Source organism: Microbacterium sp. NPDC055502, assembly GCF_053643635.1.
On record NZ_JBSHKJ010000002.1, the window covers coordinates 140,871 to 163,501 of the forward strand.

Below are 22,631 nucleotides of genomic sequence, written 5' to 3' on the forward strand. Positions count from 1 at the left end.
GGGTGAGCGGGGGTCGGTCGGGGCGGCGGGGCGTCATCCGTCGTCGCTCCGCGCGGTGCGGGCCGTGTCCTCGACGGCGGTCTCGAGCTCGTCGAGCTGGCGCGCGAGGGCGATCAGGGCGGCGTCGTCGGCGGGTGGCGCTCCGGCGAGCAGGGCCTGCAGGGTGCCGCGGGGGATCCGCAGCCGGTCGGCGGCGGCGTCGGCGACCTCGTCGGCTCCGGCCTGGACGGCGAGCCCGAGCCGGACGGCGAGCCGTCGGCGGGTCCCTTCGCGCAGCGCTTCGGCCGCGTGCGGGGCGTCGGCGGCCTTGGCGGTGAGCCGGGCGCGTCCGAGCATCGTCTCCGAGGCCCGGACGGTGACCGGCAGCGTCTCGGCGACGAGCGGGCCGAAGCGCCGCCCTCTCGCCACCGCCACCGCGAGTCCGGCGGCGAGGAGCAGGAGGATGGCCGGGGTGACCCAGTCCGGCGTGAGGCTGCCGAGCGTGTCCGGTGCGGCGGTGCCCTCGACGTCGGAGTCCTGGAAGGAGGGGACGTACCAGACGAGGCGGTCGGACTGGCCGAGCAGCGCGAGGCCGAGGGCGGCGTTGCCGTTCTCGGCGAGGAAGGCGTTGCTGAACAGCTTGGTGCCGTCGACGATCGTGCGACGGTTGCCGTCGCGGTCGTCCACGAGCACGGCCGCGCCGCTGTCGTCGCCGAAGCAGGCGTCGACGCCGCTCGCGGGCGAGAACAGGCGGTCGGGCCGGATCGTGCCCACTTCGGCGAACTCGGGCACGGCGCAGTCGGCCGCGGCGGTGGAGACGCTGCCCGGCGCGGGCTCGCCGATCCGCAGTTCCCCGAGCAGGTGCGTGCCGGTGGAGAGGAAGACCACGCGTGCGGCCGGCGCGATGAGGTCGGCGATCGCGTCGTCGCTCAGGGTGTACGGGTTGGTCATGGCCAGCGTGGCATCGTCGTCCAGTGCCGCGCGGACCTCGGCGCGGCTGCGGGCGACCTCGACCTCGACGCCCCGGTCGCGGAGGATCTCGGCGAGGGCGAGCGCCCCCGTGTCGCTGCGGCTCTCCGGGTCGAGGGCACCGCGAGCGCCGGGGCTGCTGGCGGCGAACTGCGAGGCGGCATAGGCCACGACGAGCACGAGGATGCCGATGAGCGCCCAGCCGACGATCGCGCCTGTGCGGCGAGGGCGCCGCTCGGCCGTCGTGGCGTCCTGCGGGGTGACGAGGGTCATGCGGGTACCGCCTCCGGTCGCCGCGCGCGCAGGCGGTCGTCGGTCGCGGCGAGCTCGCGGTAGGTCTCCTCGGAGGCGGGGTGGCGCAGGTAGCGCACATCGTCGAAGGCGGCGGCGGCGCGGCGCATCGCGTCGGACTCCTCGGCGAACACGAGGCTCGCCGATCGTGCGATGGCCTGCGCGGTCGCGCCGGGCGCGGGGTCGATGAGGTCGCGTTCGAGGAGGCTGCGCGCGATGGCCCGGTAGCGCAGCACCACGGCCGTGTCCCAGTCGCCGTCGCGCGCACTGCGCTCGGCATCGGTGCGCAGCTGCGCGGCGGTGCGGTCGTCGTCGGCGCCCAGCAGGTGCGCGTGGCCGCGACGTACCGCGCGGGACCGCCGGGGGCGCCCCCACACGAGCAGGGCCGTGATCAGGGCGGCGGCGATCAGCAGGACCACGGCGATGAGCGCGACGGGGCCGACGTTCTGACCGTTGCCGGAGCTGAACAGATCGGCGAGGAACCGTCCGACGTCGCGGGCGAGCAGATCGAACCAGGTCGGCTTGGCGTCGGCGTAGCGCGGGTTGGCGAGCTCCTCCTCGGCCCACCGGCGCGCTTCATCGCCGTCGGGGATGAAGACCTCGTCGAACCGGAGCATCATGCGGAGCGGTCACCGCCACCGGGAGCCGTGCCGTCGCCCTCGGGCGCGGGAGCGGGTGTCGCCGGAGCCGCGGGACGCGGGGCCGGGGCGGGCGGGGGCGCGGGGGCGAAGGCCGGCGCGGGTGCCGGCGGGTACGCGGGTGCCGGCGGGAACCCGGGCACGGGCTGAGACGCGGGCGCGGGTGCCAGCGGGTACGCGGGGGAGGGCGCGCCGCCGAACCCCGGGGTCGTTCCGGCCGGCGGCGGACCGTAGGGATACGGCTGCGGCGCGGCCTGGGGGTACCCGTACCCCTGTGTCATCATCACGTGCTCCGGAACCTGACGCGGCGGCGGGGCGGAGGTGACGGCGCGGGCGGTGTCCACCACGAACGGGTCGCCGAGCTGATCCTCGCTCGCACCGAGGTCGAGGCGCTCCACATAGGAGAGGAGCGTCTGGTCCAGGCCCTCGTAGCGCATGCGGCAGTCGAGGTAGACCAGCACACCGCCCGTGCTCTGCACCACGATCGTGATCGCCTGCAGGATCAGCAGGAGCACCTGCGGGGCGAGGAGGGCGAAGACGTAGCCGATCACCGCATTGGGCTCGCTGGCGCCGGTCGGAGCGATCACGGTTCCGAGGAACGACGACACCAGGGCCGTGGGGATGCTCACCACCTGCATCGCCAGCCCCATGATGAGGCTGATCAGGAACGTCACTCCGAACGCGACCCAGAAGCGACCGCGCGTGAGACGCCACGACCGCACGAACGCGTCGCGGAAGCGGGCGCGCTCCAGCACCAGGATCGACGGGACGAGCAGCAGCTTGGTCGTCAGCCAGATGGTCAGGGGGATCGCGGCGATCGCCAGCAGGACCACCACGATGATCACGATGCCGATCAGCTCCGGCGTGCCGCCCAGACCGCCCGCGGTGAGCGCTCCGATGATGGCGACGACGATCGCGATGCCGCCGAACATCGCGAGCACCGAGAGCGATGCGAAGCCGGCGAGCCGCCAGAACGCGGGGAGCATACGGCGCCAGAGCATGCGCAGCGAGGCCTTCCGCCCCACGGCGGCGTACCCGATGTCGGCGGCCACCACGCCCTGCATCATCGCGGTGAAGGCGATCGACGCGAGCCCGACGATCAGCCCGGCGATCACGTTGATGGCGATCGTGCCGGCGAGCACGGCCTCGAAGTCGGGCGACGAGGGAGACACCGTCTCGAGGCGGGTGAAGGTGGTGAAAAGCACGACACCCATGACACCGGCGGTCGCGATGACGACGACGAACTGGATCACGACGGCGAACCCGAACAGCACCTTCGGGTTGTGGCGGAGCGCCGCGAAGGCCTTGCCGAGCAGCATGCCGAACGTCAGCGGATGAAGGGGGATGATCCCCTTCTTGGGGGCTGGGGTCCACGTCTGGCCGCTCACGGGCCTCCCTCCGTCGTGCGCTCCCATCGTGTCATATCCTCGCGGTGAGGCGCAGACCTGCGGAGGGCGGTACTCGGTGCCATAAGGTAACAGTTATGACCTCACGCATCCTCGTGGTCGACGACGACACGGCGCTCGCCGAGATGATCGGCATCGTGCTGCGCACGGAGGGCTTCGAGCCGGTCTTCTGCGCGGACGGCGCGCGCGCGGTCGACGAGTGGCGCGCACAGCGTCCCGACCTGGTGCTGCTGGACCTCATGCTGCCCGGCATGGACGGCATCGAGATCTGCACGCGGATCCGGGCGGAGTCCGGGGTGCCGATCATCATGCTCACGGCGCGCAGCGACACCGCGGACGTGGTGCGCGGCCTCGAAGTGGGCGCAGACGACTACATGGTCAAGCCGTTCAACCCGAAGGAACTGGTCGCCCGCATCCGCACCCGGCTGCGCCCGACCCCGCAGACCACCAGCGAACAGCTGCGCATCGGAGACCTCACGGTCGACGTCGACGCGCACGAGGTCCGCCGGGGCACCACGCCCATCGCCCTGACGCCGCTGGAGTTCCAGCTGCTCGTGGCCCTCGCCTCCAAGCCGCAGCAGGTGTTCTCGCGCGAGATGCTGCTCGAGCAGGTGTGGGGCTACCACTACAAGGCCGACACCAGACTGGTGAACGTGCACGTGCAGCGGCTGCGCGCGAAGGTCGAGCTCGACCCGGACAACCCGAAGATCGTGATGACCGTGCGCGGTGTGGGCTACCGCGCCGGCAGCGTCGCCTAGGCGCACGATGGCCGCGACGACAGCGACCACGGCCGTCGCTGTGCTGCGCGACTGGCGTGGCTGGCCGGCCGTGATCTCGGCGCTGTGGCGGCGGTCGCTGCGGTTCCGCACCCTGGCGATCACCCTGGTCGCGACCTCGCTGGCGATCTTCATCACGTGCGTCACCATGGCGCTCGTGATCCAGAACGACCTGTTCGTCTCCCGCAAGAACGTCGCTCTGGAGGACGCGCGCCGCGCGGTCGACCAGGCGCAGAGCATCCTCGACGTGGCCGAGGTGGGTGACGACCCCGCGGCGCTCACCGACCTGTGGAACAGCATCCCCGACACGCTGGCGCGCACGTCCAGCGCCGATCAGCTGGCCGGGTTCAAGATCGAGGACGAGCCGGGAGGGGTGCGACTGAACGGCTTCACGGCCGGCCTCACCGCCAACCTCCTCAGCCCCGAGCTGAAGACGAGGGTGGAGGAGCTCGACTACGTCCAGGCGTGGCAGTCGGTCGCGCTGCCGGTCGAGGACGGGGGAGAGGTTCCCGGCATCATCGTGGGGCAGCAGCTCCAGGTGCCGGAGGCCGGCCCGTTCGCGATCTACTTCGCGTACGACCTGGCCGATGCCGATCAGACGCTGGTGTTCGTGCAGCGCACGCTGTGGATCGCCGGGATCGGCCTGGTGGCGATCGTCGCCGCGATCTCGTGGATCGTGCTGCGGACGGTGTCGACGCCGATCGTGCAGGCCGCGGAGACCAGCGCGCGCCTCGCCGCGGGCGACCTCGGCGTGCGGCTGGAGGTGCACGGCGAGGATGAGCTCGCGACCCTCGGCCGGTCGTTCAACGCCATGGCCGACAGCATCGAGGCGCAGATCAAGGAGCTCGGGGAGCTGTCGATGGTGCAGCAGCGCTTCGTATCGGACGTCTCCCACGAGCTCCGCACGCCGCTGACGACGATCCGTCTCGCCGCCGACATGCTCAACGACCACCGCGACGAGTTCGACGCGACCACCGCCAGGGCGACCGAACTGCTGCACGCGCAGGTGCAGCGCTTCGAGACCCTGCTGTCCGACCTGCTGGAGATCAGCCGGTACGACGCGGGATCCGTGCAACTGGAGCTCGAGGCGACGAGCCTCGCGCACCTCGCGGAAGACGTCATCGAGCAGATGCGGCCGCTCGCCGACGGCCGCGGCTCGGAGCTGCGGCTCGTCGCACCGGGCGGCTACTCGCCGGTGGACATGGATCCGCGCCGGGTGCGTCGAGTGCTGCGCAACCTGGTCGGCAACGCGATCGAGCACGGCGAGGGCCGGCCGATCGTGGTCACCGTCGACAGCAATCAGCACGCGGTGGCGGCGGGTGTACGCGATTTCGGCCTCGGCATGGACCCGGCCGACGCCGAGCGCGTGTTCGACCGGTTCTGGCGCGCCGATCCCTCCCGGCAGCGCACGATCGGTGGCACGGGGCTCGGACTGTCGATCGCTTTGGGCGACGCCACCCTGCACGGCGGTACGCTCGCGGTGTGGTCCGAGTTGGGCGTCGGGTCGAACTTCGTGCTGACCATCCCTCGCCACGACGGTGTTCTCGACGGGCCGAGCCCGGTCCCGGTGGAGCCTCAGGAGCCGCTGGCGGAACTGGGCGACGCGACGCAGCCGATCTCGATCGCGGAGATGTACTCGGAGCTGCTCGAGGGGAGGGAGGAACCGTGAGCGCACGCAGGTCGCGACGTCTCGCGCTCGCCGCCGCCCTGGGCATCGTGGCGCTGCTCCTCCCCGCCTGCGCCGGTCTGCCCACGAGCGGCGATGTCGCGGTGGGTCTCAAGCTCGGCGAGTCGCCGCAGGATGTGGACGTCCTCCCCGTCGCCTCCGGTCCCATCGCCGGAGCCGGTCCGGAGGAGATCGTCGAGGGCTTCCTGGAGGCCGGGATCACGACGTCGGACAACTGGGACACGGCGCGCGAGTTCCTCGCCCCGGCGCTGCAGCGCAGCTGGGCACCGTCGGCGGGCGTGTCGATCGACGTCGGCCCCGAGGCGCGGACGCTGTCGTCCACGGTGCCGGAGGACGAGGTGGAACAGGCGGACACCGCCGAGGTGCAGGTGCAGCTCGACCTGGTGGCGAGCGTCGACGGGGCGGGTGCCTACAGCGGCGCGCCCGGCGACTCCAGCGTCCCCTTCGCGCTGGAGCGCATGGACGACGGCGAGTGGCGCATCACCCAGGCGCCCGACGGAATCGTGATCGACGAGGCGCGGTTCCCGAAGGTGTTCGAGGGGTATCCGCTGCAGTGGTTCGACTCCTCGTGGTCGCGCCTCGTGCCGGACATGCGGTGGTTCCCCCGACGCCAGAGCCCGGCGACGACCGTCACGCAGGCGCTCGTGAGCGGAACGCCGTCGGAGTGGCTGGACCCGGCCGTGCAGACCGCGTTCCCCGCCGACGTGCAGTTGGCGCAGGACGCGGTGCCGATCACGGGACAGGTGGCTCAGGTCGCTCTGACGCGTCCGGCGTCCGGACTGGACCAGACCACGCTTGCCCGCATGCGCACGCAGTTGCAGTCCACGCTGAAGGCCGCCGGGGTCAACGTCACGCAGGTGCGTTTCAGCGTCGACGGCAGGTCCCTCGACGCGGGGGTGGTCGAGCTCGCAGGCACCCCGGCGGACGTCGGGACGCTCGTCCTGCGGAACGGCGAGTTCGGGCGGATCGTCGGCGACGAGATCTCCCCGATCCCGGACATCAGCGAGCAGATCGTCGCGATCCCGCAGCCGATCCTGGCGATCGACGTCGGCATCGACGACTCCTACGCGGTCGTGCAGCTCGACGACGGTCACGTGTACCGGGTGGCGAAGTCCGGACGCGATGAGTTGGACGCGCGCGCCGGTCTGGTCGAGCCGTCTCTCGACCCCTTCGGCTACGCGTGGTCCGTCCCGGAGGGTGATCCCCAGGCGGTGCAGGCCTCGGGGAGTGATGCGGCCCCGCACGCCGTGGCGAACGCCTGGCCGAGCGCCTCCTCCATCTCCGACCTGCGAGTGTCGGCGGACGGTGCCCGGGTCGCCGCGGTGATCGTGGTCGGCGGGCAGCGGTGGGTCGTGGTGGCGGCGATCGTGCGCGACTCGGCGGGCGTGCCGACCGAGCTCGGCGACCTCGTGCAGCTGTTCCAGCTCCCGGAGCCGTCCACCGGGCTCGTGTGGCTCGGGCCCGACCGGCTCGCCGTGCTGGCCTCTCCCAGCAGTCCGCGGCTCGTGCTGCAGACCGTGGGCGGGCCGGGGTCGTCCGAGACGGCGCCGGTCGATGCGATCTCGATCTCCGGCGCGCGCACGCCCGCGGGTGTGCGGATCCTCGGTGCCGCCGGTCAGTTGTACGCGCACGCGGGATCGGCGTGGCGCGAGGTCACGGAGGGCATCACGGTCCTGGCGACCCGGGCGGGGGAGTGACCTCTCCTCCACGGTGACGGATCTCGCGGTGCGGCTCGCGGGTCGTGCTCGCGACGACCGCCGCGGAGCGGCCCCGGAGACACCATGAAGGCATGCCCGTGCCCTCCGCTCTCCGTTCCGTCGTGCTCGAGGCGGCCGCGCTGCTGCTGTCGGCGGTCTGCGGCGGGTGCGGCCTGCCCGGCACGCTGCTGTGCGACGTCTGTCGAGCCGAGCTGATCCCCGACCCGCGGGCGGTGCGCACGCCCGAGGGCCGGAACGTCCACGTGGCGCTGACCTATCAGGGCGTGGCGGCGCGATGCCTGCGCCGCCTCAAAGACGAGGGCGAGACCCTCCTCGCGCGCCCGCTGGGGTCCGCGCTGGCTGCCGTGCTCGGGCCTGCGGTGAGCCACGGAGTCCTCGTCGTGCCGGTGCCGACGTCGCGCCGTGCGTTCCGGCGCCGCGGCTTCCGGGTGCCCGATCTGCTGGTGCGGCGGGCCGGGGCGAGCACCACGCGGGCGTTGCGCTGGACCAGGGCGGCGCATGACCAGCGCAGCCTCGGCGCGATGGAGCGGCGCGACAACGTCCGCGCCGCGATGCGTGCCGTCGCGGACGGGCGCGGCGCGGCCGTCGTCGTGGTGGACGACGTGGTCACCACCGGAGCGACCCTGGACGAGGCCGCGCGGGCGCTCGAGGAGGTCGGGTACGAGGTGATCGCGCTGGTCGCGCTCGCCGCCACGCCGACGAACGCGGTATCCGGATGAGGTTCATCGGAGACTCACCGGGGACACAGGGCCGACACCCGTGACTTCCGTCGCCGGTCGGACTACGGTGGGGTGTCACAAGGCGACCACGGTCCGCCCTTGGCCGGGAGGACCGGGACAAGGAGGCAGCAATGGAAACGAGTATCGTCGGCGTCGGGGTGGGTATCACCGATCGCTTCCGCACCGTCGTCGAAGAGAAGATCGCCAAGATCGAGACTCTCGCAGCCAAGGCGCAACGTCTGGACGTCAAGGTCACCCACCGCGTGTATCGAAACGGGCGCGTTCCCGATGAGACGGTCGAGCTGACGCTCATCGGCAAGGGTCCCGTGGTCCGGGCCGAGGCGGTCGACGGCGACAAGTTCGTCGCGCTGGATCTCGCGGTCGACAAGATGACCGAGCAGCTGCGCCGCGCGAAGGAGAAGCGCGTCGACGGACGCCAGCACCCGCGCGGCCCGCACTTCGAGAAGGGCAGCGGATCGCTCGAGGGTATCGATGTGCAGCCGGCCTCGGTCGAGGTCCTGCACGCCGTCGCGACCGGCAGCATCCCCGTGCAGAACAACGAGGAAGAGGAGTACTCGCCCGTCGTCATCCGCACCAAGAGCTTCGATGCGGAGTGGATGACCGTGGAGGAGGCGGTCGACCGGATGGAGCTCGTCGGGCACGACTTCTTCCTCTTCGTCGATGCCCGCACCGACCATCCCAGCGTGGTGTACCGCCGCAAGGGCTGGGACTACGGCGTGATCGCGCTGAGCACGCAGGCACCGCCGGCGGAGGCACTCGCCTCCTGAGCTCGGCAGACGCACGAACGGCCCGATCCATCGCGGATCGGGCCGTTTCGCGTGGTCAGGGGTGCGTCAGTCGAAGATGCCGTCGAGGATGCTGCCGATGACGAGTCCGCCGAGGATGCCGGAGGCGAGGTCGCCGCCGCCCATGCCACCACCCCGGCGCGGGCCGCCGCCCCAGCCGCCGCCGCCCCAGTCCTGGTCCTGCGGGCGCGAGGAGTCGATGTCGCGCTGCGCGAGCTGCAGCGCCTCGGCGGCGAGGTGCGCGACCCGTCGCGCCTGCACGAGCGCGGCCTCTCTGGTGTCCTCCGCCGGCAGGAGGTCGCTCAGGTCGACGCGCAGGCGCTCGGCCTCGGCGAGTCGTGTGCGCGCATCCGCCCCGATCCAGCCGCGGTGTCCGGCGATCAGGCCGCGTGCCACGCCCAGCTGACGGTCCGCGTCGTCGATCGCGTGCTGTACCTGGGCGAGCGACGGCAGCGGATTCTCGGCGCGGTGCCTGGCCTTGGCGATGGCGTCGTCGAGCGCCGAGTTGGCCTCGCGTAGTCGCGACAGCTCGGCGAACGGATCATTCGGCTGGCCGGCCGGGGTCAGCGAGGCGAGCGCGGCCTGCAGCGCCGCCACCGCCTCGGCGACCGCGGGCACCGCGGGGGCGTTGCGGGCGGCGATCAGGTCGCCGCGGGAGTCGGCGATGACCTCGGCGAGGGTGGACTCGGCGCGGAGCGCTTCGATCTCGAAGTCCTCGACCGCGTCCAGCAGTGCGGCGGCTCGCCGCGTCGCCTCGGTCGCGGTCTCGAGGGCGAGGTTGGCTTCCTCGTTCTGCTTGGCCTCGCGGCGTCGCTCGGAGATGTCGGCGCTGTGGGTGGCGAAGCGGATCAGCTGCTGCGCCTCGGCGGCGCTCGCCGTGATCTGGTGCATCGCCGAGTCGGCGTAGCGCGCGGAGAGACGGGAGACCGTCTCGTCCGTCTGGGGGATCCGCGCGGCGAGGGCCTCGGCGTCGGCGCGCACCTGGGCGATGATCTGGGGTGCGCGGCGCACCTTCGCGACCGACTCCGCGAGGACGGTCGTCTTCTCGTCCAGGAGGTCTTCGGCCCAGTCGCACAGCTGCAGGATGCGCGCGTTGCGGGTGCGCAGCTCCTCGGCGGTGTCGGGGATCTCGTCGTGGTTGAGCTGATGAAGCTGGAACGCCTCGCGCAGGTGCGTGCGCACGGAGGTCAGGGCGGCCTTGAGGTCGGCGGTCAGGGACTCGCCCAGCTCGGCCTCGGCGAACACGAGCTCATCGGCGGTGGTGCGGATGCGCTCGTCGGCTCCGACGAGGGCCTGCTCGGCACGCCGTGCGAGGTCGGCGTCCTGAGCGGCGAGCTCTTCCTGTTCGCGTTTGCGTCTACCCCAAAATCCAGCCATGAGGCGATCCTAGTTTCCCCGGTGACCGCGCGGGCTGAGCATCCGCTCCAGGCGAACGTGCCGTACGACCGCGGCGGTCTCAGGCGACGGGTTCGGGCCGACGCTGCTGCGCGGCTCCGGCGGGGCGGCCGCGCTTGGGTCGCTCGGTCGCGAGACCGAGCGCGAGCTGAGGATGCGGGTGTGCGGCGAGACGGCGCTCGGTGTGCTCCAGCCACCGCACCTCGGCCTCGGCCGCGAAGATCATGGAGTCGGTCACGAGCGACCAGGCCAGAGCCTCCGCGCTGTCGGCGTCGTGACCGGTGAAGGCGGCGTCGCGCAGAGCCGCGAGCCGGCGCTCAGAGGACGCGCGCTGCGCGCGGATGACGTCGGCGGCGTCGACCCCGGGGAGCGTCGCCGCCATCGCGACCTTGACGGCGAGCTCTTCGCGCGCCGGTTGGATCCGCTCGACGGGGTCGGACAGCCAGCGGGCCACCTCGGCCGATCCGTCCGGCGTGATCCGCCAGTACACGTGGCCGTGCTCGTCGGCGTCGTCCCGCTGCACCATACCGTCGCGCTCGAGTCGTTCGAGCGTGTTGTAGATCTGTCCCACGTTCAGGGTCCAGGTCGACCCCGTTCGACGGGCGAACTCGTGACGGAGCTGGTACCCGTAGCAGGCGCCCTGATCGAGGATGGCGAGCAGGCTGTGGCGGACGGACATGGCCGGACTCCTCTGCGTGACGGACGGAAGCATGCCGAGTATATGCATACTCGGCAACACCGCCGCGGCGCGGCACGATATGCCGTGCAGGCGACGCGCAGGTCACAGACCGGTAACATGGCAAAGTATGCCTGGCGATCGCCTCTCGGCGGCCGGCAAGGACCCAATGACAGGGAGAGACATCCGTGGCCAATCCTCTTGAGAAGCTGCTGCGCGCCGGTGAAGGACGCATCATCCGTCGCCTCAATCAGGTGGTCAAGGCCGTGAACGCCCTGGAAGACGACATCTCGGAGCTCACGGACGACGAGCTCCGCAACGAGACGGCGGAGCTCCGCGCGCGGTACGAGAAGGGGGAGACCCTCGACCAGCTCATGCCGGAGGCCTTCGCGGCAGTGCGCGAGGCGGCCAAGCGGACCCTGGGCATGCGCGCCTACGACGTGCAGATCATGGGTGGCGCGGCGCTCCACCTCGGCAACATCGCCGAGATGAAGACCGGTGAGGGCAAGACCCTGGTCGCGACCTTCCCGGCCTACCTCAACGCCATCGCCGGCAAGGGCGTGCATGTGATCACCGTGAACGACTTCCTTGCGAACTATCAGGCCGAGCTGATGGGACGCGTGTACCGCGCCCTCGGCATGACCACCGGCATCATCGTCTCCGGGCAGACTCCGGCGGTGCGTCGCGAGCAGTACGCCGCCGACATCACCTACGGCACGAACAACGAGTTCGGTTTCGACTATCTGCGCGACAACATGGCCTGGCGCAAGGAGGATCTCGTCCAGCGCGAGCACTTCTTCGCGATCGTCGACGAGGTCGACTCGATCCTCATCGACGAGGCCCGGACGCCGCTCATCATCTCCGGACCCTCCTCGGGGGAGGCGAACCGCTGGTTCGCGGAGTTCGCCAAGATCGCCCGCACGCTCGAGGCCGGTGTGGACTACGAGGTCGACGAGAAGAAGCGCACGGTCGGTGTGCTCGAGCCGGGCATCGAGAAGGTCGAGGACTACCTCGGCATCGACAACCTCTACGAGTCGGCGAACACTCCGTTGATCTCGTTCCTCAACAACTCGATCAAGGCGCTCGCCCTGTTCAAGCGCGACACCGACTACGTCGTGATGAACGACGAGGTCATGATCGTCGACGAGCACACCGGACGCATCCTCGTGGGCCGCCGTTACAACGAGGGCATCCACCAGGCGATCGAGGCCAAGGAGGGCGTGCCCGTCAAGGCCGAGAACCAGACGCTCGCGACGGTCACCCTGCAGAACTACTTCCGCCTCTACGAGAAGCTGGCCGGCATGACCGGTACGGCCGAGACCGAGGCCGCGGAGTTCATGTCCACCTACAAGCTCGGCGTCATCCCGATCCCGACCAACCGGCCGATGATCCGTAAGGACCAGTCCGACCTCGTCTACAAGAACGAGACGGCGAAGTTCGCCCAGGTCGTCGAGGACATCGCGGAGCGGCACGCCGCCGGCCAGCCCGTGCTCGTCGGCACGGTCAGCGTCGAGAAGAGCGAGTACCTCTCGCGGCTGCTGGCCAAGAAGGGCATCAAGCACGAGGTCCTGAACGCGAAGAACCACGCGCGTGAGGCCGAGATCGTCGCGCGCGCCGGCCGCCTGGGGGCCGTCACCGTCGCCACGAACATGGCCGGTCGCGGTACCGACATCATGCTCGGCGGCAACGCCGAGTTCCTCGCGGTGCAGGAACTGAAGTCCAAGGGCCTCGACCCGGTCGAGACCCCCGACGAGTACGAGGTCGCGTGGGACGAGACCTACGAGGCCATGAAGGCCGTGGTCGCGGAGGAGGCCACCAAGGTCATCGAGGCCGGGGGACTGTACGTCCTCGGCACGGAGCGGCATGAGTCCCGTCGTATCGACAACCAGCTCCGCGGTCGTTCCGGTCGTCAGGGCGACCCGGGCGAGAGCCGGTTCTACCTCAGCCTGACCGACGACCTCATGCGCCTGTTCCAGTCCGGAGCCGCCGAGGCGATCCTGGCCCGCACCAACTTCCCCGACGACGTGCCGATCGAGTCCGGCCTGGTCTCCCGCGCGATCCGCAGCGCCCAGTCGCAGGTCGAGGCGCGCAACGCCGAGATGCGCAAGAACGTCCTCAAGTACGACGACGTGCTGAACCGGCAGCGCGAGGCGATCTACGCCGACCGTCGCCACATCCTGCAGGGCGACGACATCGCCGACCGGGTGCAGCACTTCATCGAGGACGCGATCAGCGGCGTCGTGCGCGACCACACCGGCGAGGGTCACAACGAGAGCTGGGACTTCGACGCGCTGTGGACCGAGCTCAAGACGCTCTATCCGGTCGGAGTGACCATCGACGAGGTCGTGTCGGAGGCTGCGGGCCGCAAGGGCGGGATCACCGCGGAGGGTCTCACGCGCGAGCTGCTGTCCGACGCGAAGATCGCGTACGAGAAGCGCGAGGAGTCGCTGGGCGAGGCCGCCACGCGTGAGCTGGAGCGCCGTGTGGTGCTGCAGGTGCTCGACCGCCGCTGGCGCGATCACCTCTACGAGATGGACTACCTGAAGGACGGCATCGGCCTGCGCGCCATGGCCCAGCGCGACCCGCTCATCGAGTACCAGCGCGAGGGGTACGCGATGTTCCAGTCGATGATGGGGCAGATCAAGGAGGAGTCCGTCGGCTACCTCTACAACCTCGAGGTCGAGGTGCGCCGCGTCGGCGATGCGCAGACCGCGGAGGTCGAGGCGAAGGGCCTCGCCACCGACGGGGGCGAGCAGCGACTGGAGTACTCCGCCGCGAACGACGCCGGCGAGGTCGAGGTGCGCAACGACCGCGGGCAGGTGCAGCAGGCGGCGACCGACCGTCTGCGTCAGGCGGCCGCACGGGCGCAGACACCCCCGTCCGCCCCCGAGGAGGAGGCGCCGCGCGGCGCGTTCGGCCAGCGCACCGAGGCCCCCGCACCGGCCGCCGGCAACCGCGAGCAGCGTCGGGCGCAGGGCAAGAAGAAGAAGTGACCCGAGCAGGGTGAGAGGAGGGCCAGTCCGTGCGGATTGGCCCTCCTTTCGTCCCTGTAGGCTTGATCGATGACACCATCGCGCACCTTCGACCAGTCGTCGAAGCTCAAGAACGTCCTGTACGAGATCCGCGGAAACGCCCTCGTCGAGGCGGCGCGACTGGAGGCAGAGGGCCACCGGATCCTCAAGCTGAACACGGGCAACCCCGCGATCTTCGGCTTCGACGCCCCGCATCAGATCGTGCACGACATGCTGGCAGCCCTTCCCACGGCGCACGGCTACAGCGACAGCAAGGGCATCATCTCCGCGCGACGCGCCGTGGTGAGCCGGTACGAGCAGGTCGAGGGCTTCCCGCGGTTCGACCCCGACGACGTGTACCTCGGCAACGGCGTGTCCGAGCTCATCACCATGACCATGCAGGCGCTGCTCGACGAGGGCGACGAGGTGCTGATCCCGACGCCCGACTATCCGCTGTGGACCGCCATGACCAGCCTCGCGGGTGGCACGCCGGTGCACTACGTGTGCGATGAGAACGACGGCTGGCAGCCCGATCTGGAAGATCTCCGGTCCAAGATCACGCCGCGGACCAAAGCCATGGTCATCATCAACCCGAACAACCCGACCGGTGTCGTGTACTCGCGCGCGGTGCTGGAGGGCCTGGTGCAGATCGCCAGGGAGCATCAGCTGCTCATCCTGTCGGACGAGATCTACGACCGCATCCTGTTCGACGATGCGGTGCACATCCCCACGGCGACCCTCGCGCCCGACCTGCTGTGCCTCACGTTCAACGGCCTCTCGAAGACGTATCGCGTGGCGGGCTACCGCTCGGGGTGGATGGTGATCACGGGGCCGCAGGACCATGCGAAGGGCTTCATCGAGGGCATCACACTGCTGGCGTCGACCCGGCTGTGCCCGAACGTGCCCGCGCAGCACGCCGTGCAGGCGGCGCTCTCCGGGGTGCAGTCGATCGATGCGCTGATCGCGCCGACCGGTCGCCTGCACGAGCAGCGGGACATCGCATGGGAAGGCCTGGAGGCGATCCCGGGGGTGACGTGCGTGAAGCCCCAGGGGGCGCTGTACGCCTTCCCGCGTCTCGACCCCGAGGTGCATGAGATCCGTGACGACGCGAAGCTGGTGTACGACCTGCTGGTGTCGGAGCACATCCTGGTCGTGCAGGGCACCGGATTCAACTGGCCGAACCCCGATCACCTGCGGTTGGTGACCCTGCCAGAGCCGCGAGTGCTGAGCGAAGCCGTCGAGCGACTGGGGAACTTCCTCTCGAGCTACCGCCAGTAGGCGCGGCGACGGCGGGCGCGGGGGAGAGCGACAGCGCGAGTCGACGCACCCCCGCGACGAGGGCGGAACGCGGTGTGAGGTCGGCCATGGGCCGCGCGTGCAGCAGGGCCGCGTCTGCTGCGCGCTGGTCGAACGGCAGGAAGACGATGTCGGTGATCCCGGCGAACCGTTCGAGAGTCCGGCGGACCTGTCCCCGGGCGTCAATGCCGAGCGGCCCGGGGCGTACGGCGTTGACCACCACCGTGATGGGCGTGGAGCCGACGAGTCGGCGGACCTCGGCGTGGTCTCGGAGGAAGCGGCTGATGCCGACCGGGTCGGCGGCCGCGACGGCCACGATCCGGTCGGCTTCGGCGAGGGTCGCCGCGGTTGCCGCGTGGCGGCGAGGGCCGACCAGATCGTAGGTCGCCTCGTCGTCGGCGTCGACCGCGGCTGCCACGTCGACCACCGTCTCCTCCGCCCACTCCCGGCAGGCCGCGAGGAGGACGTGGAGTCGATGCGCCGAGAGTTCGGGCCAGCGAGTCGGACGATTGATGCCGCACAGCACGTCGAACTCCGCACCGCCCGCGCCGACGCGTGCCGCCAGCCTGGCGAGCTCGGCGCTGTCGAGTGCCCCGGTCTCCGCGCGGCGGCAGGCAGCGGCGATTCCCGGGGCGTCGTCGCCGAGCCCGAGGAGAAGCGCGAGCGAGGGAGCGACCGTGTCCGCATCCAGCAGCGCTGTGCGGCGGCCCGTGCGCGCCAGCTCCACGGCCAACTGGATCGCGACAGTCGAGCGGCCGGGAGCTCCCTGGGGCCCCCAGACCGCGATGATCCTCGGGGAGGCGCTCCGAGGCGTCTCGGCGACGGCGGGCGAGGCCTCCGCGTGGAGCGCTGCCGCCACCTCCCAACCGGGGGCGTCCGTGCGCAGCGCCGACGGAAGGCCGAGTCGTGCCAGGAGACGACTGTCGGAATCGCCGAGCGCCACGATACGGACACCCGCCCGGTCACATGCGGCGATCAGGTCCGGAGTCAGGGCGTCTCGCGAGGCGGGAACGATCACCGCATCCACGCCGGCGTGAAGATGCTCGCGAACGCTCGACGGACCATCGATGGCGACCGCGTCCACTCCTTCCAGGAGGAGCTCGGCGGCGAGCTGGTCCGCCCGATCCTTCGGGAGCGCGACCAGGACCATCACGATCCGGCACCGACAGGGATCACGGAGAGCGCGGCGCCCCCGGTGGCGGCCGCGAGCACGTCGGCGACGTCGGTCCGGTCGACGACGATCTCCACCTTCGTGCCGCTCTCCGCCAGCATGCCGTCGTCTTCGAGGACCGTCCGCACCACCGCGTCGCCGACGAGGACGCGCGGGGCGTCGAACGTCCTGCCGTCGTCTCTCGCGGGCGCCTGCCATACCTCGACGTCGGCGCCGGGGCCGATCGAATCGGGGATCGCGGTCGTGGTCTCGATCACGACGGTGGTGGTGCGGTCGTCCTTCTCGTCGGCCACCGCGGACCGGGGGAGCAGCTCGCCCTTCGTGAGGGTGCGCCGCGCGATCTGCCCCGGCTCGAGCCGACCTGGACCCACGTACCGATCCGTGAGTGCGCCGATGCTGACCTGGGCCACCTCGAAGTCGTCAGCGGTGAGAACCTCGCCGCGCGCGATGGTCCGCCGCGCCTGCAGGAGCGGTTCGGTCCGGTCGGATGCCGCGACGAGCAGCCATACCCCGGCGATCGAGATGACGACGAGGGCGATGCCGACCAGGAAGCGCAGGTCGGCGCGGAAAGCCGGGCGCGGACGCGAGTGGGAAGCCATGGCGATATCGTCACAGAACCGCGGAGAGGGCTCGCGGAGTTATCCACATACGCGGGACACCCGCCTCCGTCGGTGGCCCCTCGACCAGAATGTGGGTATGACACCCGCTCCGACCCCCGCACCGCAGTTCCTCGCTCCCGCGCAGGTCGCGGAGCTCCTGAGCATCGACGTGGCCGAGGTGATCGGCCTCATCCACGAGGGGCGACTGCGCGGCGCGCAACTGGGTTCGCCCGCGCGCTGGCGCGTGGAGGAGGCCAGCATCGAGGGGTACCTCGCCGAGCAGTCGGAAGAGGCACGCAGGATGGCGCTGTGGCGTCAGTCGCAGACCGCGAGCTTCCCCGAGGTGTGGGGAACGTCCGCGGCTCACACGCGCTGATCGCCGGAGAAGCGCACGACGACGAGCGCCGCGTACGGGACGATGCGGAACCCGCGCACCGCAGCGGCTCGCCGCGACTCCCCGGTGTCGTGCAGCGCCAGATCGAGGTGATCGGCGGCGGCGCGATCGATCGTGCCGTGCACGTCGTCTCCGTGTCGTGTGGTCAGGTGGACGGGTACGCGTCGTCGCGCGAGGTCGCGCAGCACGAAGCCGATCGGCATACGCTCGCGGAGGGTGCGCTCGGCGGGCCGATGCTCGTCGAGGCTGGAGAGCATGGCGCCGTGGTCGACGGCGAGACCCGTGATCGCGGGGAGGGGAATCAGCAGGGCCGACGCGGCAGCCCTCGCCTCCTGCGGTACCCGCGAGACCGCTGCGATCCAGTCGACGCCGAGGGATCGGAGCGTCACCGGAAGCCGGTGGCCGTCCGCCAGGTCGACGACCGCGTCGGCGTCGGCGGCGCAGAGCTTCCGGAGACGCGAGTGCAGGTCGAGTCGGGAGATGCGGAGCCGCTCGGACTCCGCATCCAGCGCGGCGCGCTCCGCCTCCCACTCCGAGGCGAGCTGGCTCTCGAGGTCGTCGAAGAGGCGGTCCCAGTGCACCCGACAGAGCGTAGGGGGAGCGCGGGTCGGATGTACGAGTTATCCACATAGTTCCGCTGATCGCCCCCGCGCGGGTGCTCGCGCGTGCTCGACTGTCGCCGTTCGTCCGCCGACCGGAGAGTTCGCCATGATGCTTCACGAGTACTTCGCCCCGCAGCCGACGCCCACGCGTCAGCTTCCCGATCCCGCACCGCTGCTGCGCCGTCTCACGCACGGCGTCCTGGAAGTGCTCGCCGGTGTGCGGGAGATCGATCAGCTCGCGCGATGGTTCAGCGAGGACGCGTACCGGAGTCTGGTCGTGCGTTCGAACCTGGCGGCACGGGCGAGGAGCGCGCGGGGTGTGCCGCCGGCGCGACCGACGTTCGTGATCCGTTCGCTCCGGGTCACGGAGCCGGTCGACGGCGTGATCGAAGCGGTCGTCGTCGTGGCAGGTCCCGGACGGACCAGGGCGGTCGCGGTGCGACTCGAAGGGCTCGATCGACGATGGCGGGCGACGTCGCTGGCCATCCTCTGAGGCGGTGCGGCCTAGGCTGGGTAGGTGTCAACCCTCAGCGACCTCGCCCAGACCCAGGGCCTTCTGACCGACGACGACATCGAGTGGCTGCACCGTCTTGCCGGTGACGGTCAGCTTCTCGCCGACCTGGCCTCCGCGGACATCGTGCTGTGGATCCAGACGGAGGACGGGTCCTTCATCGCCGTCGCCCACGCCCGTCCGAGCGGCGCGGCGACGCTGTTCTACCGGGACATCGTCGGCGAGCGTGTTCGTCCGCAGTGGCGCACGCAGGTCCAGGGCGCTTTCGAGTCGGCGGAGATCGTGGACTCCTCCTCGCCGGATTGGTTCGAGGAGACGCCCACGCGCGTGCGGGCGGTTCCGATCGTGATCACCCGCCGCGGCGACGACGTGGCGCCCTCCGTCATCGGGGTCGTGACCCGCCACACCAACCTCGGCGAGGTCCGCACGCCGTCGCGGCAGCAGATCACGTTCGACGAGTGCGCGAACGACCTGTTCCGCATGATCGCGGACGGCAGCTTCCCCGACCCGGCCGCACCGACCTCACCTCGTCGCGGAGCGCCGCGTGCGTCCGACGGCCTGATCCGCATCGACGTCGACGGGATCACCACCTTCGCGAGCCCGAACGCGCTCTCGGCGTTCAACCGCATGGGATTCGACGACGAGCTCGAGGGGGAATCGCTCGCGGAGGTCACGACCCGGCTGGTACCGCCCTCGCGGCAGGTCGACGAGTCGCTGCCGGTCGTCGTCACCGGCCGCGCACCGTGGCGCACCGACATCGAGGCGCGCGGTGTGACCGTCTCGTTGCGCGCGATCCCGCTGAAGGACCACGGCACCCGCATCGGCGCGATCGTGCTCTGCCGCGATGTCTCGGAACTGCGGCATCAGGAGCAGGAGCTGATCACGAAGGACGCGACCATCCGGGAGATCCACCACCGGGTGAAGAACAACCTGCAGACCGTGGCGTCGCTGCTACGGATCCAGGCGCGTCGCACGCACTCCGACGAGGCCCGAGACGCGCTCACGCAGGCCATGCGCCGGGTCGACGCGATCGCCGTCGTGCACGACACGCTGGCCCAGGGACTCACCCAGAAGGTCGACTTCGACGAGGTGTTCGATCGGGTCCTCAAGCTGGTCGCAGAGGTGGCGTCCGCGCCGAACACCCGGGCGCGTACGCAGTCGACGGGGCGCTTCGGGGTGCTGCCGAGCGAGTACGCCACGCCGCTCGCCCTCGCGCTGACGGAGGTCGTCACGAACGCAGTGGAGCACGGGCTCGCGGGTCAGGAGGGCTCGGTGACCATCGACGCCCAGCGCACCGAGGACAACCTCCGCGTCACCGTGCGCGACACCGGCCACGGGCTGCCGGAGGGGCGCGTCGGTCAGGGCCTCGGCACGCAGATCATCCGCACGCTCATCCAGGGGGAGCTCGGCGGGTCGATCGAGTGGCGCGGCAGCGAGGGTGAGGGCACCGAGGTGGTCATCGACATCCCGCTGCGATGGCTGGAGCGCTGAACGCGGACACCGGACAGACGGAAGCGGCCTGAGATCTGATCTCAGGCCGCTTCGAAGTCGTCAAGAGGCGCGGCGGGCGCGGGCGGCGCGGCGCTTGAGTGCGCGGCGCTCGTCCTCGGACAGGCCGCCCCAGACGCCCGAGTCCTGGCTGGTCTCCAGGGCGTACTGCAGGCAGATCTCGGTGACGGTGCACGTGGCGCAGACCGTCTTGGCCTTCTCGATCTGGTCGACGGCCGGTCCGGTGTTGCCGACGGGAAAGAAAAGCTCGGGGTCGACGGTCAGGCAGGCGGCCTTATCGCGCCAGTCCATGGGGGCTCCTCGGTGTGGATTTCATGAGATGTCGCGATGCGACTTCTCGATTCGGGCGGCGGTTCGGGTTCCGCTACCCTGTTGAGATGCGGGCGGATGCCCGCCGATTGTGATGCGAACGCGAACGTTCGCCCCACGCCGCTGTGGGAGCACATGACTTTCTCTATTCTGTTACATGGACACCCTGAAATCAAGGGTTTTCTCTGCTTTGCACCCCCAGGAGGACCCCGTGCGCGCACCGGGAATCGCCCTCGCCGCGTCCGCGGTGCTCGCTCTGGAAGCCGCCGCGCTCGTCGTGTTCGCGGCGATCGAGGTGGCCGGTCTCGGTGCGGGGGACGCGGCGTCATCGACGACCGCGATCGCGCTCATCGTGCTGACCCTGATCGGCGCAGCGGCCCTCGTCGCGTTCGCCGTGGGGACGCGTACCGGGCGGTCATGGGCGCGCTCCGGCGGGGTGGTGGCTCAGGTGCTCGCGGTCGCCCTGGCGCTGGGATCGCTCACGGTGCAGCCGGTGCCGTGGGCGTTCGTGCTGGGACTCGCGGTTCCGGGAGTCGTCGGCTTCGCGCTGCTCATCTCCAGCGCGCGACGCGAAGGCGAGCGCCGCGGGGCGGAGTGACGCCCCACGGCGCCACGCTCACGCGTCGATGCCGAGCTGCTTGCGCAGTCGCGCCACGTGGCCCGTGGCCTTCACGTTGTACTGCGCGAGCGTGATCACGCCCTCCTCGTCGAGCACGAAGGTCGAACGGATCACGCCCTCGACCACCTTGCCGTAGTTCATCTTCTCGCCCCAGGCGCCGTACGCCTCGTGGACCGCGTGGTCGGGGTCGCTGAGCAGCGGGAACGTGAGACCGTCGCGTTCGCGGAAGGTGGTCAGGGTGGCGGGGTCGTCGCGGGAGACCCCGACGACCTGGTAGCCGGCACCCTGCAGCGACGAGATGCTGTCGCGGAAGTCGCAGGCCTCGGTCGTGCACCCGGGGGTCATCGCAGCGGGGTAGAAGTAGAGCACGGTCTTGCGGCCGCGCAGGTCGGCCAGGGAGACGGGGTTCCCGTCCTGGTCGAGGAGGGTGAAGTCGGGGGCGGCAGTACCGGGTTCCAGGCGCTCAGTCACCCGTCCACTTTATCGGCCGGGAGTCTGCTCCGCCTTGTCGGCGAACGTCTGCAGGAGGCGCTGCAGCGAGTCGAGGCGCGCGCGGCCCGTCTCGCTCAGCTCTCCGCGCTCCGCGGCCTCGATGAGGGCGCAGTCCGGCGCATCGGGCAGGTGGGTGCAGCCTCGGGGGCAGTTCTCCGCGATCACGGCGAGTTCCGTGAACGCCGCCAGGATGTTGGCGGGATCGACGTGTCCGAGGCCGAACGAGCGCACACCGGGAGTGTCGATGACCCATCCCGTGCCGTCCGGACCCTCGTAGCGCAGCGACACGGTCGACGAGGAGGTGTGGCGCCCACGGCCGGTGACCTGGTTGACGTGACCCGTCGCGCGGCCGGCGGACGGGACCAGCGCGTTGACGAGCGTCGACTTCCCGACGCCGGAGTGACCGACGAAGACGGTCGAGTGGCCGACCAGCGCCTCGCCGATCTCCGCGACGGGCATCTCGTCGCGTGCGCTGGTGAAGACGCGCAGGTCGAGGCCGTCGAAGTGGGCGAGGAACTCCGCGGGGTCGGCGAGGTCGGTCTTCGTCACGACCAGCAGCGGGCGGATGCCCGCGTCGAGCGCCGCGACGAGGTAGCGGTCGACCAGGCGGGCCCTCGGCTCCGGGTCGGCGGCGGCGACGACCACGAGCATCTGGTCGGCGTTGGCCACGATCACGCGTTCGACCTGGTCGGTGTCGTCGGCGCTGCGGCGCAGCAGGGACGTGCGGTCGAGGATGCCCACGATCCGCCCGAGCGTGCCCTCGGCGCCCGAGGTGTCGCCCACGACGCGAGCCTGATCGCCGGTCACGATCGGCGTGCGCCGCAGTTCGCGAGCGCGCGCGGCCGTGATCGTGTGCTCCTCGGCCGTGCCCTCGTCGAGGAGGACGGAATAGCGTCCACGATCGACGCCGAGCACGCGGCCGATCTGGGCGTCCTCGTGCGCTGGTCGGCGCTTGGTGCGCGGACGGTTCGCCTTCGGGTTCGGACGCGTGCGGATCGCGCTCTCGTCGTACTCCTCGAAGTCGTCGTCGAGGTCGGTGTCGTCGAGCCAGCTCACCG

General features: G+C 70.9%; 22 protein-coding genes. 11 read left to right on the plus strand and 11 right to left on the minus strand.

Annotated features, from left to right (window positions below):
* Window positions 1–33: 33 nt before the first annotated feature.
* From ACWH95_RS11670 to ACWH95_RS11680, 3 genes are read right to left on the minus strand one after another with little or no spacing between them, the layout of a single operon-like run.
* On the minus strand, window positions 34–1,221 hold the full coding sequence (locus ACWH95_RS11670) for a DUF4350 domain-containing protein (protein WP_452313188.1): 1,188 nt from the start codon (window positions 1,219–1,221) through the stop codon (window positions 34–36).
* Window positions 1,218–1,859: a DUF4129 domain-containing protein gene (locus tag ACWH95_RS11675; RefSeq protein ID WP_136029200.1), complete on the minus strand. Its 642-nt coding sequence runs from the start codon at window positions 1,857–1,859 to the stop codon at window positions 1,218–1,220. The genes ACWH95_RS11670 and ACWH95_RS11675 overlap by 4 nt, the downstream gene beginning before the upstream one ends.
* Complete coding sequence (locus tag ACWH95_RS11680) at window positions 1,856–3,265, minus strand: glycerophosphoryl diester phosphodiesterase membrane domain-containing protein (protein WP_454120691.1); 1,410 nt, start codon at window positions 3,263–3,265, stop codon at window positions 1,856–1,858. Before ACWH95_RS11680 ends, ACWH95_RS11675 begins: the two co-directional genes overlap by 4 nt.
* 95 nt (window positions 3,266–3,360) lie before the next feature.
* Between ACWH95_RS11680 and mtrA the strand changes: the two genes are divergently transcribed.
* The 5 genes from mtrA to hpf all read left to right on the plus strand — a co-directional run bounded on the left by mtrA (window position 3,361) and on the right by hpf (window position 8,971).
* Complete coding sequence (gene mtrA, locus ACWH95_RS11685) at window positions 3,361–4,041, plus strand: MtrAB system response regulator MtrA (protein WP_136032889.1); 681 nt, start codon at window positions 3,361–3,363, stop codon at window positions 4,039–4,041.
* Window positions 4,042–4,048: 7 nt separating this feature from the next.
* Window positions 4,049–5,728, plus strand: a complete 1,680-nt coding sequence (gene mtrB, locus ACWH95_RS11690) for an MtrAB system histidine kinase MtrB (RefSeq protein WP_136032890.1) — start codon at window positions 4,049–4,051, stop codon at window positions 5,726–5,728.
* Window positions 5,725–7,443, plus strand: a complete 1,719-nt coding sequence (locus ACWH95_RS11695) for an LpqB family beta-propeller domain-containing protein (RefSeq protein WP_136032891.1) — start codon at window positions 5,725–5,727, stop codon at window positions 7,441–7,443. The genes mtrB and ACWH95_RS11695 overlap by 4 nt, the downstream gene beginning before the upstream one ends.
* A gap of 92 nt (window positions 7,444–7,535) precedes the next feature.
* Window positions 7,536–8,183, plus strand: coding sequence for a ComF family protein (locus ACWH95_RS11700; protein ID WP_454120692.1), 648 nt, complete (start codon window positions 7,536–7,538; stop codon window positions 8,181–8,183).
* Between the two features lie 131 nt (window positions 8,184–8,314).
* Window positions 8,315–8,971 carry a ribosome hibernation-promoting factor, HPF/YfiA family gene (gene hpf / locus ACWH95_RS11705; RefSeq protein WP_454120693.1) on the plus strand — a complete coding sequence of 219 codons (657 nt, stop codon included), beginning with the start codon at window positions 8,315–8,317 and terminating at the stop codon, window positions 8,969–8,971.
* A 66-nt stretch (window positions 8,972–9,037) separates the two neighbouring features.
* Here the strand turns inward: hpf and ACWH95_RS11710 are convergent, their stop codons facing one another.
* Together ACWH95_RS11710 and ACWH95_RS11715 are read right to left on the minus strand one after the other, a co-directional pair.
* Window positions 9,038–10,366 carry a coiled-coil domain-containing protein gene (locus ACWH95_RS11710; RefSeq protein ID WP_136032893.1) on the minus strand — a complete coding sequence of 443 codons (1,329 nt, stop codon included), beginning with the start codon at window positions 10,364–10,366 and terminating at the stop codon, window positions 9,038–9,040.
* A gap of 79 nt (window positions 10,367–10,445) precedes the next feature.
* Window positions 10,446–11,063 (minus strand): PadR family transcriptional regulator, encoded by a 618-nt coding sequence (locus ACWH95_RS11715; RefSeq protein ID WP_454120694.1) that lies wholly within the window; start codon window positions 11,061–11,063, stop codon window positions 10,446–10,448.
* A gap of 185 nt (window positions 11,064–11,248) precedes the next feature.
* Here ACWH95_RS11715 and secA point away from each other — a divergent pair, with 185 nt between their 5' ends.
* Window positions 11,249–14,053 carry a preprotein translocase subunit SecA gene (gene secA / locus ACWH95_RS11720; protein ID WP_136032896.1) on the plus strand — a complete coding sequence of 935 codons (2,805 nt, stop codon included), beginning with the start codon at window positions 11,249–11,251 and terminating at the stop codon, window positions 14,051–14,053.
* 69 nt (window positions 14,054–14,122) lie between these two features.
* Window positions 14,123–15,349: a pyridoxal phosphate-dependent aminotransferase gene (locus ACWH95_RS11725; protein WP_136035790.1), complete on the plus strand. Its 1,227-nt coding sequence runs from the start codon at window positions 14,123–14,125 to the stop codon at window positions 15,347–15,349.
* On the opposite strand, the gene ACWH95_RS11730 is transcribed toward ACWH95_RS11725, so the two are convergent.
* Together ACWH95_RS11730 and ACWH95_RS11735 are read right to left on the minus strand one after the other, a co-directional pair.
* Window positions 15,240–16,517, minus strand: a complete 1,278-nt coding sequence (locus tag ACWH95_RS11730; protein WP_454120695.1) for an AAA family ATPase — start codon at window positions 16,515–16,517, stop codon at window positions 15,240–15,242. The genes ACWH95_RS11725 and ACWH95_RS11730 overlap by 110 nt on opposite strands.
* On the minus strand, window positions 16,517–17,137 hold the full coding sequence (locus ACWH95_RS11735) for an SAF domain-containing protein (RefSeq protein WP_206251465.1): 621 nt from the start codon (window positions 17,135–17,137) through the stop codon (window positions 16,517–16,519). The genes ACWH95_RS11730 and ACWH95_RS11735 overlap by 1 nt, the downstream gene beginning before the upstream one ends.
* Before the next feature lie 97 nt (window positions 17,138–17,234).
* Between ACWH95_RS11735 and ACWH95_RS11740 the strand changes: the two genes are divergently transcribed.
* Window positions 17,235–17,513 carry a helix-turn-helix domain-containing protein gene (locus tag ACWH95_RS11740; RefSeq protein ID WP_136032904.1) on the plus strand — a complete coding sequence of 93 codons (279 nt, stop codon included), beginning with the start codon at window positions 17,235–17,237 and terminating at the stop codon, window positions 17,511–17,513.
* On the opposite strand, the gene ACWH95_RS11745 is transcribed toward ACWH95_RS11740, so the two are convergent.
* A complete protein-coding gene (locus ACWH95_RS11745) occupies window positions 17,501–18,112 on the minus strand; it encodes a hypothetical protein (RefSeq protein ID WP_454120696.1) in 612 nt (203 codons plus the stop codon). The genes ACWH95_RS11740 and ACWH95_RS11745 overlap by 13 nt on opposite strands.
* A 127-nt stretch (window positions 18,113–18,239) precedes the next feature.
* Here ACWH95_RS11745 and ACWH95_RS11750 point away from each other — a divergent pair, with 127 nt between their 5' ends.
* Both ACWH95_RS11750 and ACWH95_RS11755 read left to right on the plus strand, forming a co-directional pair.
* Complete coding sequence (locus tag ACWH95_RS11750) at window positions 18,240–18,626, plus strand: Rv3235 family protein (protein WP_136032908.1); 387 nt, start codon at window positions 18,240–18,242, stop codon at window positions 18,624–18,626.
* A gap of 24 nt (window positions 18,627–18,650) precedes the next feature.
* On the plus strand, window positions 18,651–20,135 hold the full coding sequence (locus tag ACWH95_RS11755) for a sensor histidine kinase (protein WP_136032911.1): 1,485 nt from the start codon (window positions 18,651–18,653) through the stop codon (window positions 20,133–20,135).
* Window positions 20,136–20,195: 60 nt separating this feature from the next.
* Here the strand turns inward: ACWH95_RS11755 and ACWH95_RS11760 are convergent, their stop codons facing one another.
* Window positions 20,196–20,444 (minus strand): WhiB family transcriptional regulator, encoded by a 249-nt coding sequence (locus ACWH95_RS11760; RefSeq protein ID WP_017203224.1) that lies wholly within the window; start codon window positions 20,442–20,444, stop codon window positions 20,196–20,198.
* A 229-nt stretch (window positions 20,445–20,673) separates the two neighbouring features.
* Here ACWH95_RS11760 and ACWH95_RS11765 point away from each other — a divergent pair, with 229 nt between their 5' ends.
* Window positions 20,674–21,060, plus strand: coding sequence for a hypothetical protein (locus ACWH95_RS11765; RefSeq protein WP_136032913.1), 387 nt, complete (start codon window positions 20,674–20,676; stop codon window positions 21,058–21,060).
* 18 nt (window positions 21,061–21,078) lie between these two features.
* Here ACWH95_RS11765 and bcp read toward each other — a convergent pair whose 3' ends face one another.
* Entirely contained in the window at window positions 21,079–21,552 is a 474-nt protein-coding gene (gene bcp / locus ACWH95_RS11770) for a thioredoxin-dependent thiol peroxidase (RefSeq protein ID WP_206251464.1), read from the minus strand.
* A 9-nt stretch (window positions 21,553–21,561) separates the two neighbouring features.
* Window positions 21,562–22,629 carry a ribosome small subunit-dependent GTPase A gene (gene rsgA / locus ACWH95_RS11775; RefSeq protein WP_136032917.1) on the minus strand — a complete coding sequence of 356 codons (1,068 nt, stop codon included), beginning with the start codon at window positions 22,627–22,629 and terminating at the stop codon, window positions 21,562–21,564.
* Window positions 22,630–22,631 lie beyond the last annotated feature (2 nt).

What these genes read in the sequence shown, in the direction of transcription:
- ACWH95_RS11670 (WP_452313188.1), bottom strand. Translation starts at nt 1,221, where the DNA reads ATGACCCTCGTCACCCCGCAGGACGCCACGACGGCCGAGCGGCGCCCT.
- ACWH95_RS11675 (WP_136029200.1), bottom strand. Translation starts at nt 1,859, where the DNA reads ATGATGCTCCGGTTCGACGAGGTCTTCATCCCCGACGGCGATGAAGCG.
- mtrA (WP_136032889.1), top strand. Translation starts at nt 3,361, where the DNA reads ATGACCTCACGCATCCTCGTGGTCGACGACGACACGGCGCTCGCCGAG.
- mtrB (WP_136032890.1), top strand. Translation starts at nt 4,049, where the DNA reads ATGGCCGCGACGACAGCGACCACGGCCGTCGCTGTGCTGCGCGACTGG.
- ACWH95_RS11700 (WP_454120692.1), top strand. Translation starts at nt 7,536, where the DNA reads ATGCCCGTGCCCTCCGCTCTCCGTTCCGTCGTGCTCGAGGCGGCCGCG.
- hpf (WP_454120693.1), top strand. Translation starts at nt 8,315, where the DNA reads ATGGAAACGAGTATCGTCGGCGTCGGGGTGGGTATCACCGATCGCTTC.
- ACWH95_RS11710 (WP_136032893.1), bottom strand. Translation starts at nt 10,366, where the DNA reads ATGGCTGGATTTTGGGGTAGACGCAAACGCGAACAGGAAGAGCTCGCC.
- ACWH95_RS11715 (WP_454120694.1), bottom strand. Translation starts at nt 11,063, where the DNA reads ATGTCCGTCCGCCACAGCCTGCTCGCCATCCTCGATCAGGGCGCCTGC.
- ACWH95_RS11725 (WP_136035790.1), top strand. Translation starts at nt 14,123, where the DNA reads ATGACACCATCGCGCACCTTCGACCAGTCGTCGAAGCTCAAGAACGTC.
- ACWH95_RS11730 (WP_454120695.1), bottom strand. Translation starts at nt 16,517, where the DNA reads ATGGTCCTGGTCGCGCTCCCGAAGGATCGGGCGGACCAGCTCGCCGCC.
- ACWH95_RS11735 (WP_206251465.1), bottom strand. Translation starts at nt 17,137, where the DNA reads ATGGCTTCCCACTCGCGTCCGCGCCCGGCTTTCCGCGCCGACCTGCGC.
- ACWH95_RS11740 (WP_136032904.1), top strand. Translation starts at nt 17,235, where the DNA reads ATGACACCCGCTCCGACCCCCGCACCGCAGTTCCTCGCTCCCGCGCAG.
- ACWH95_RS11750 (WP_136032908.1), top strand. Translation starts at nt 18,240, where the DNA reads ATGATGCTTCACGAGTACTTCGCCCCGCAGCCGACGCCCACGCGTCAG.
- ACWH95_RS11760 (WP_017203224.1), bottom strand. Translation starts at nt 20,444, where the DNA reads ATGGACTGGCGCGATAAGGCCGCCTGCCTGACCGTCGACCCCGAGCTT.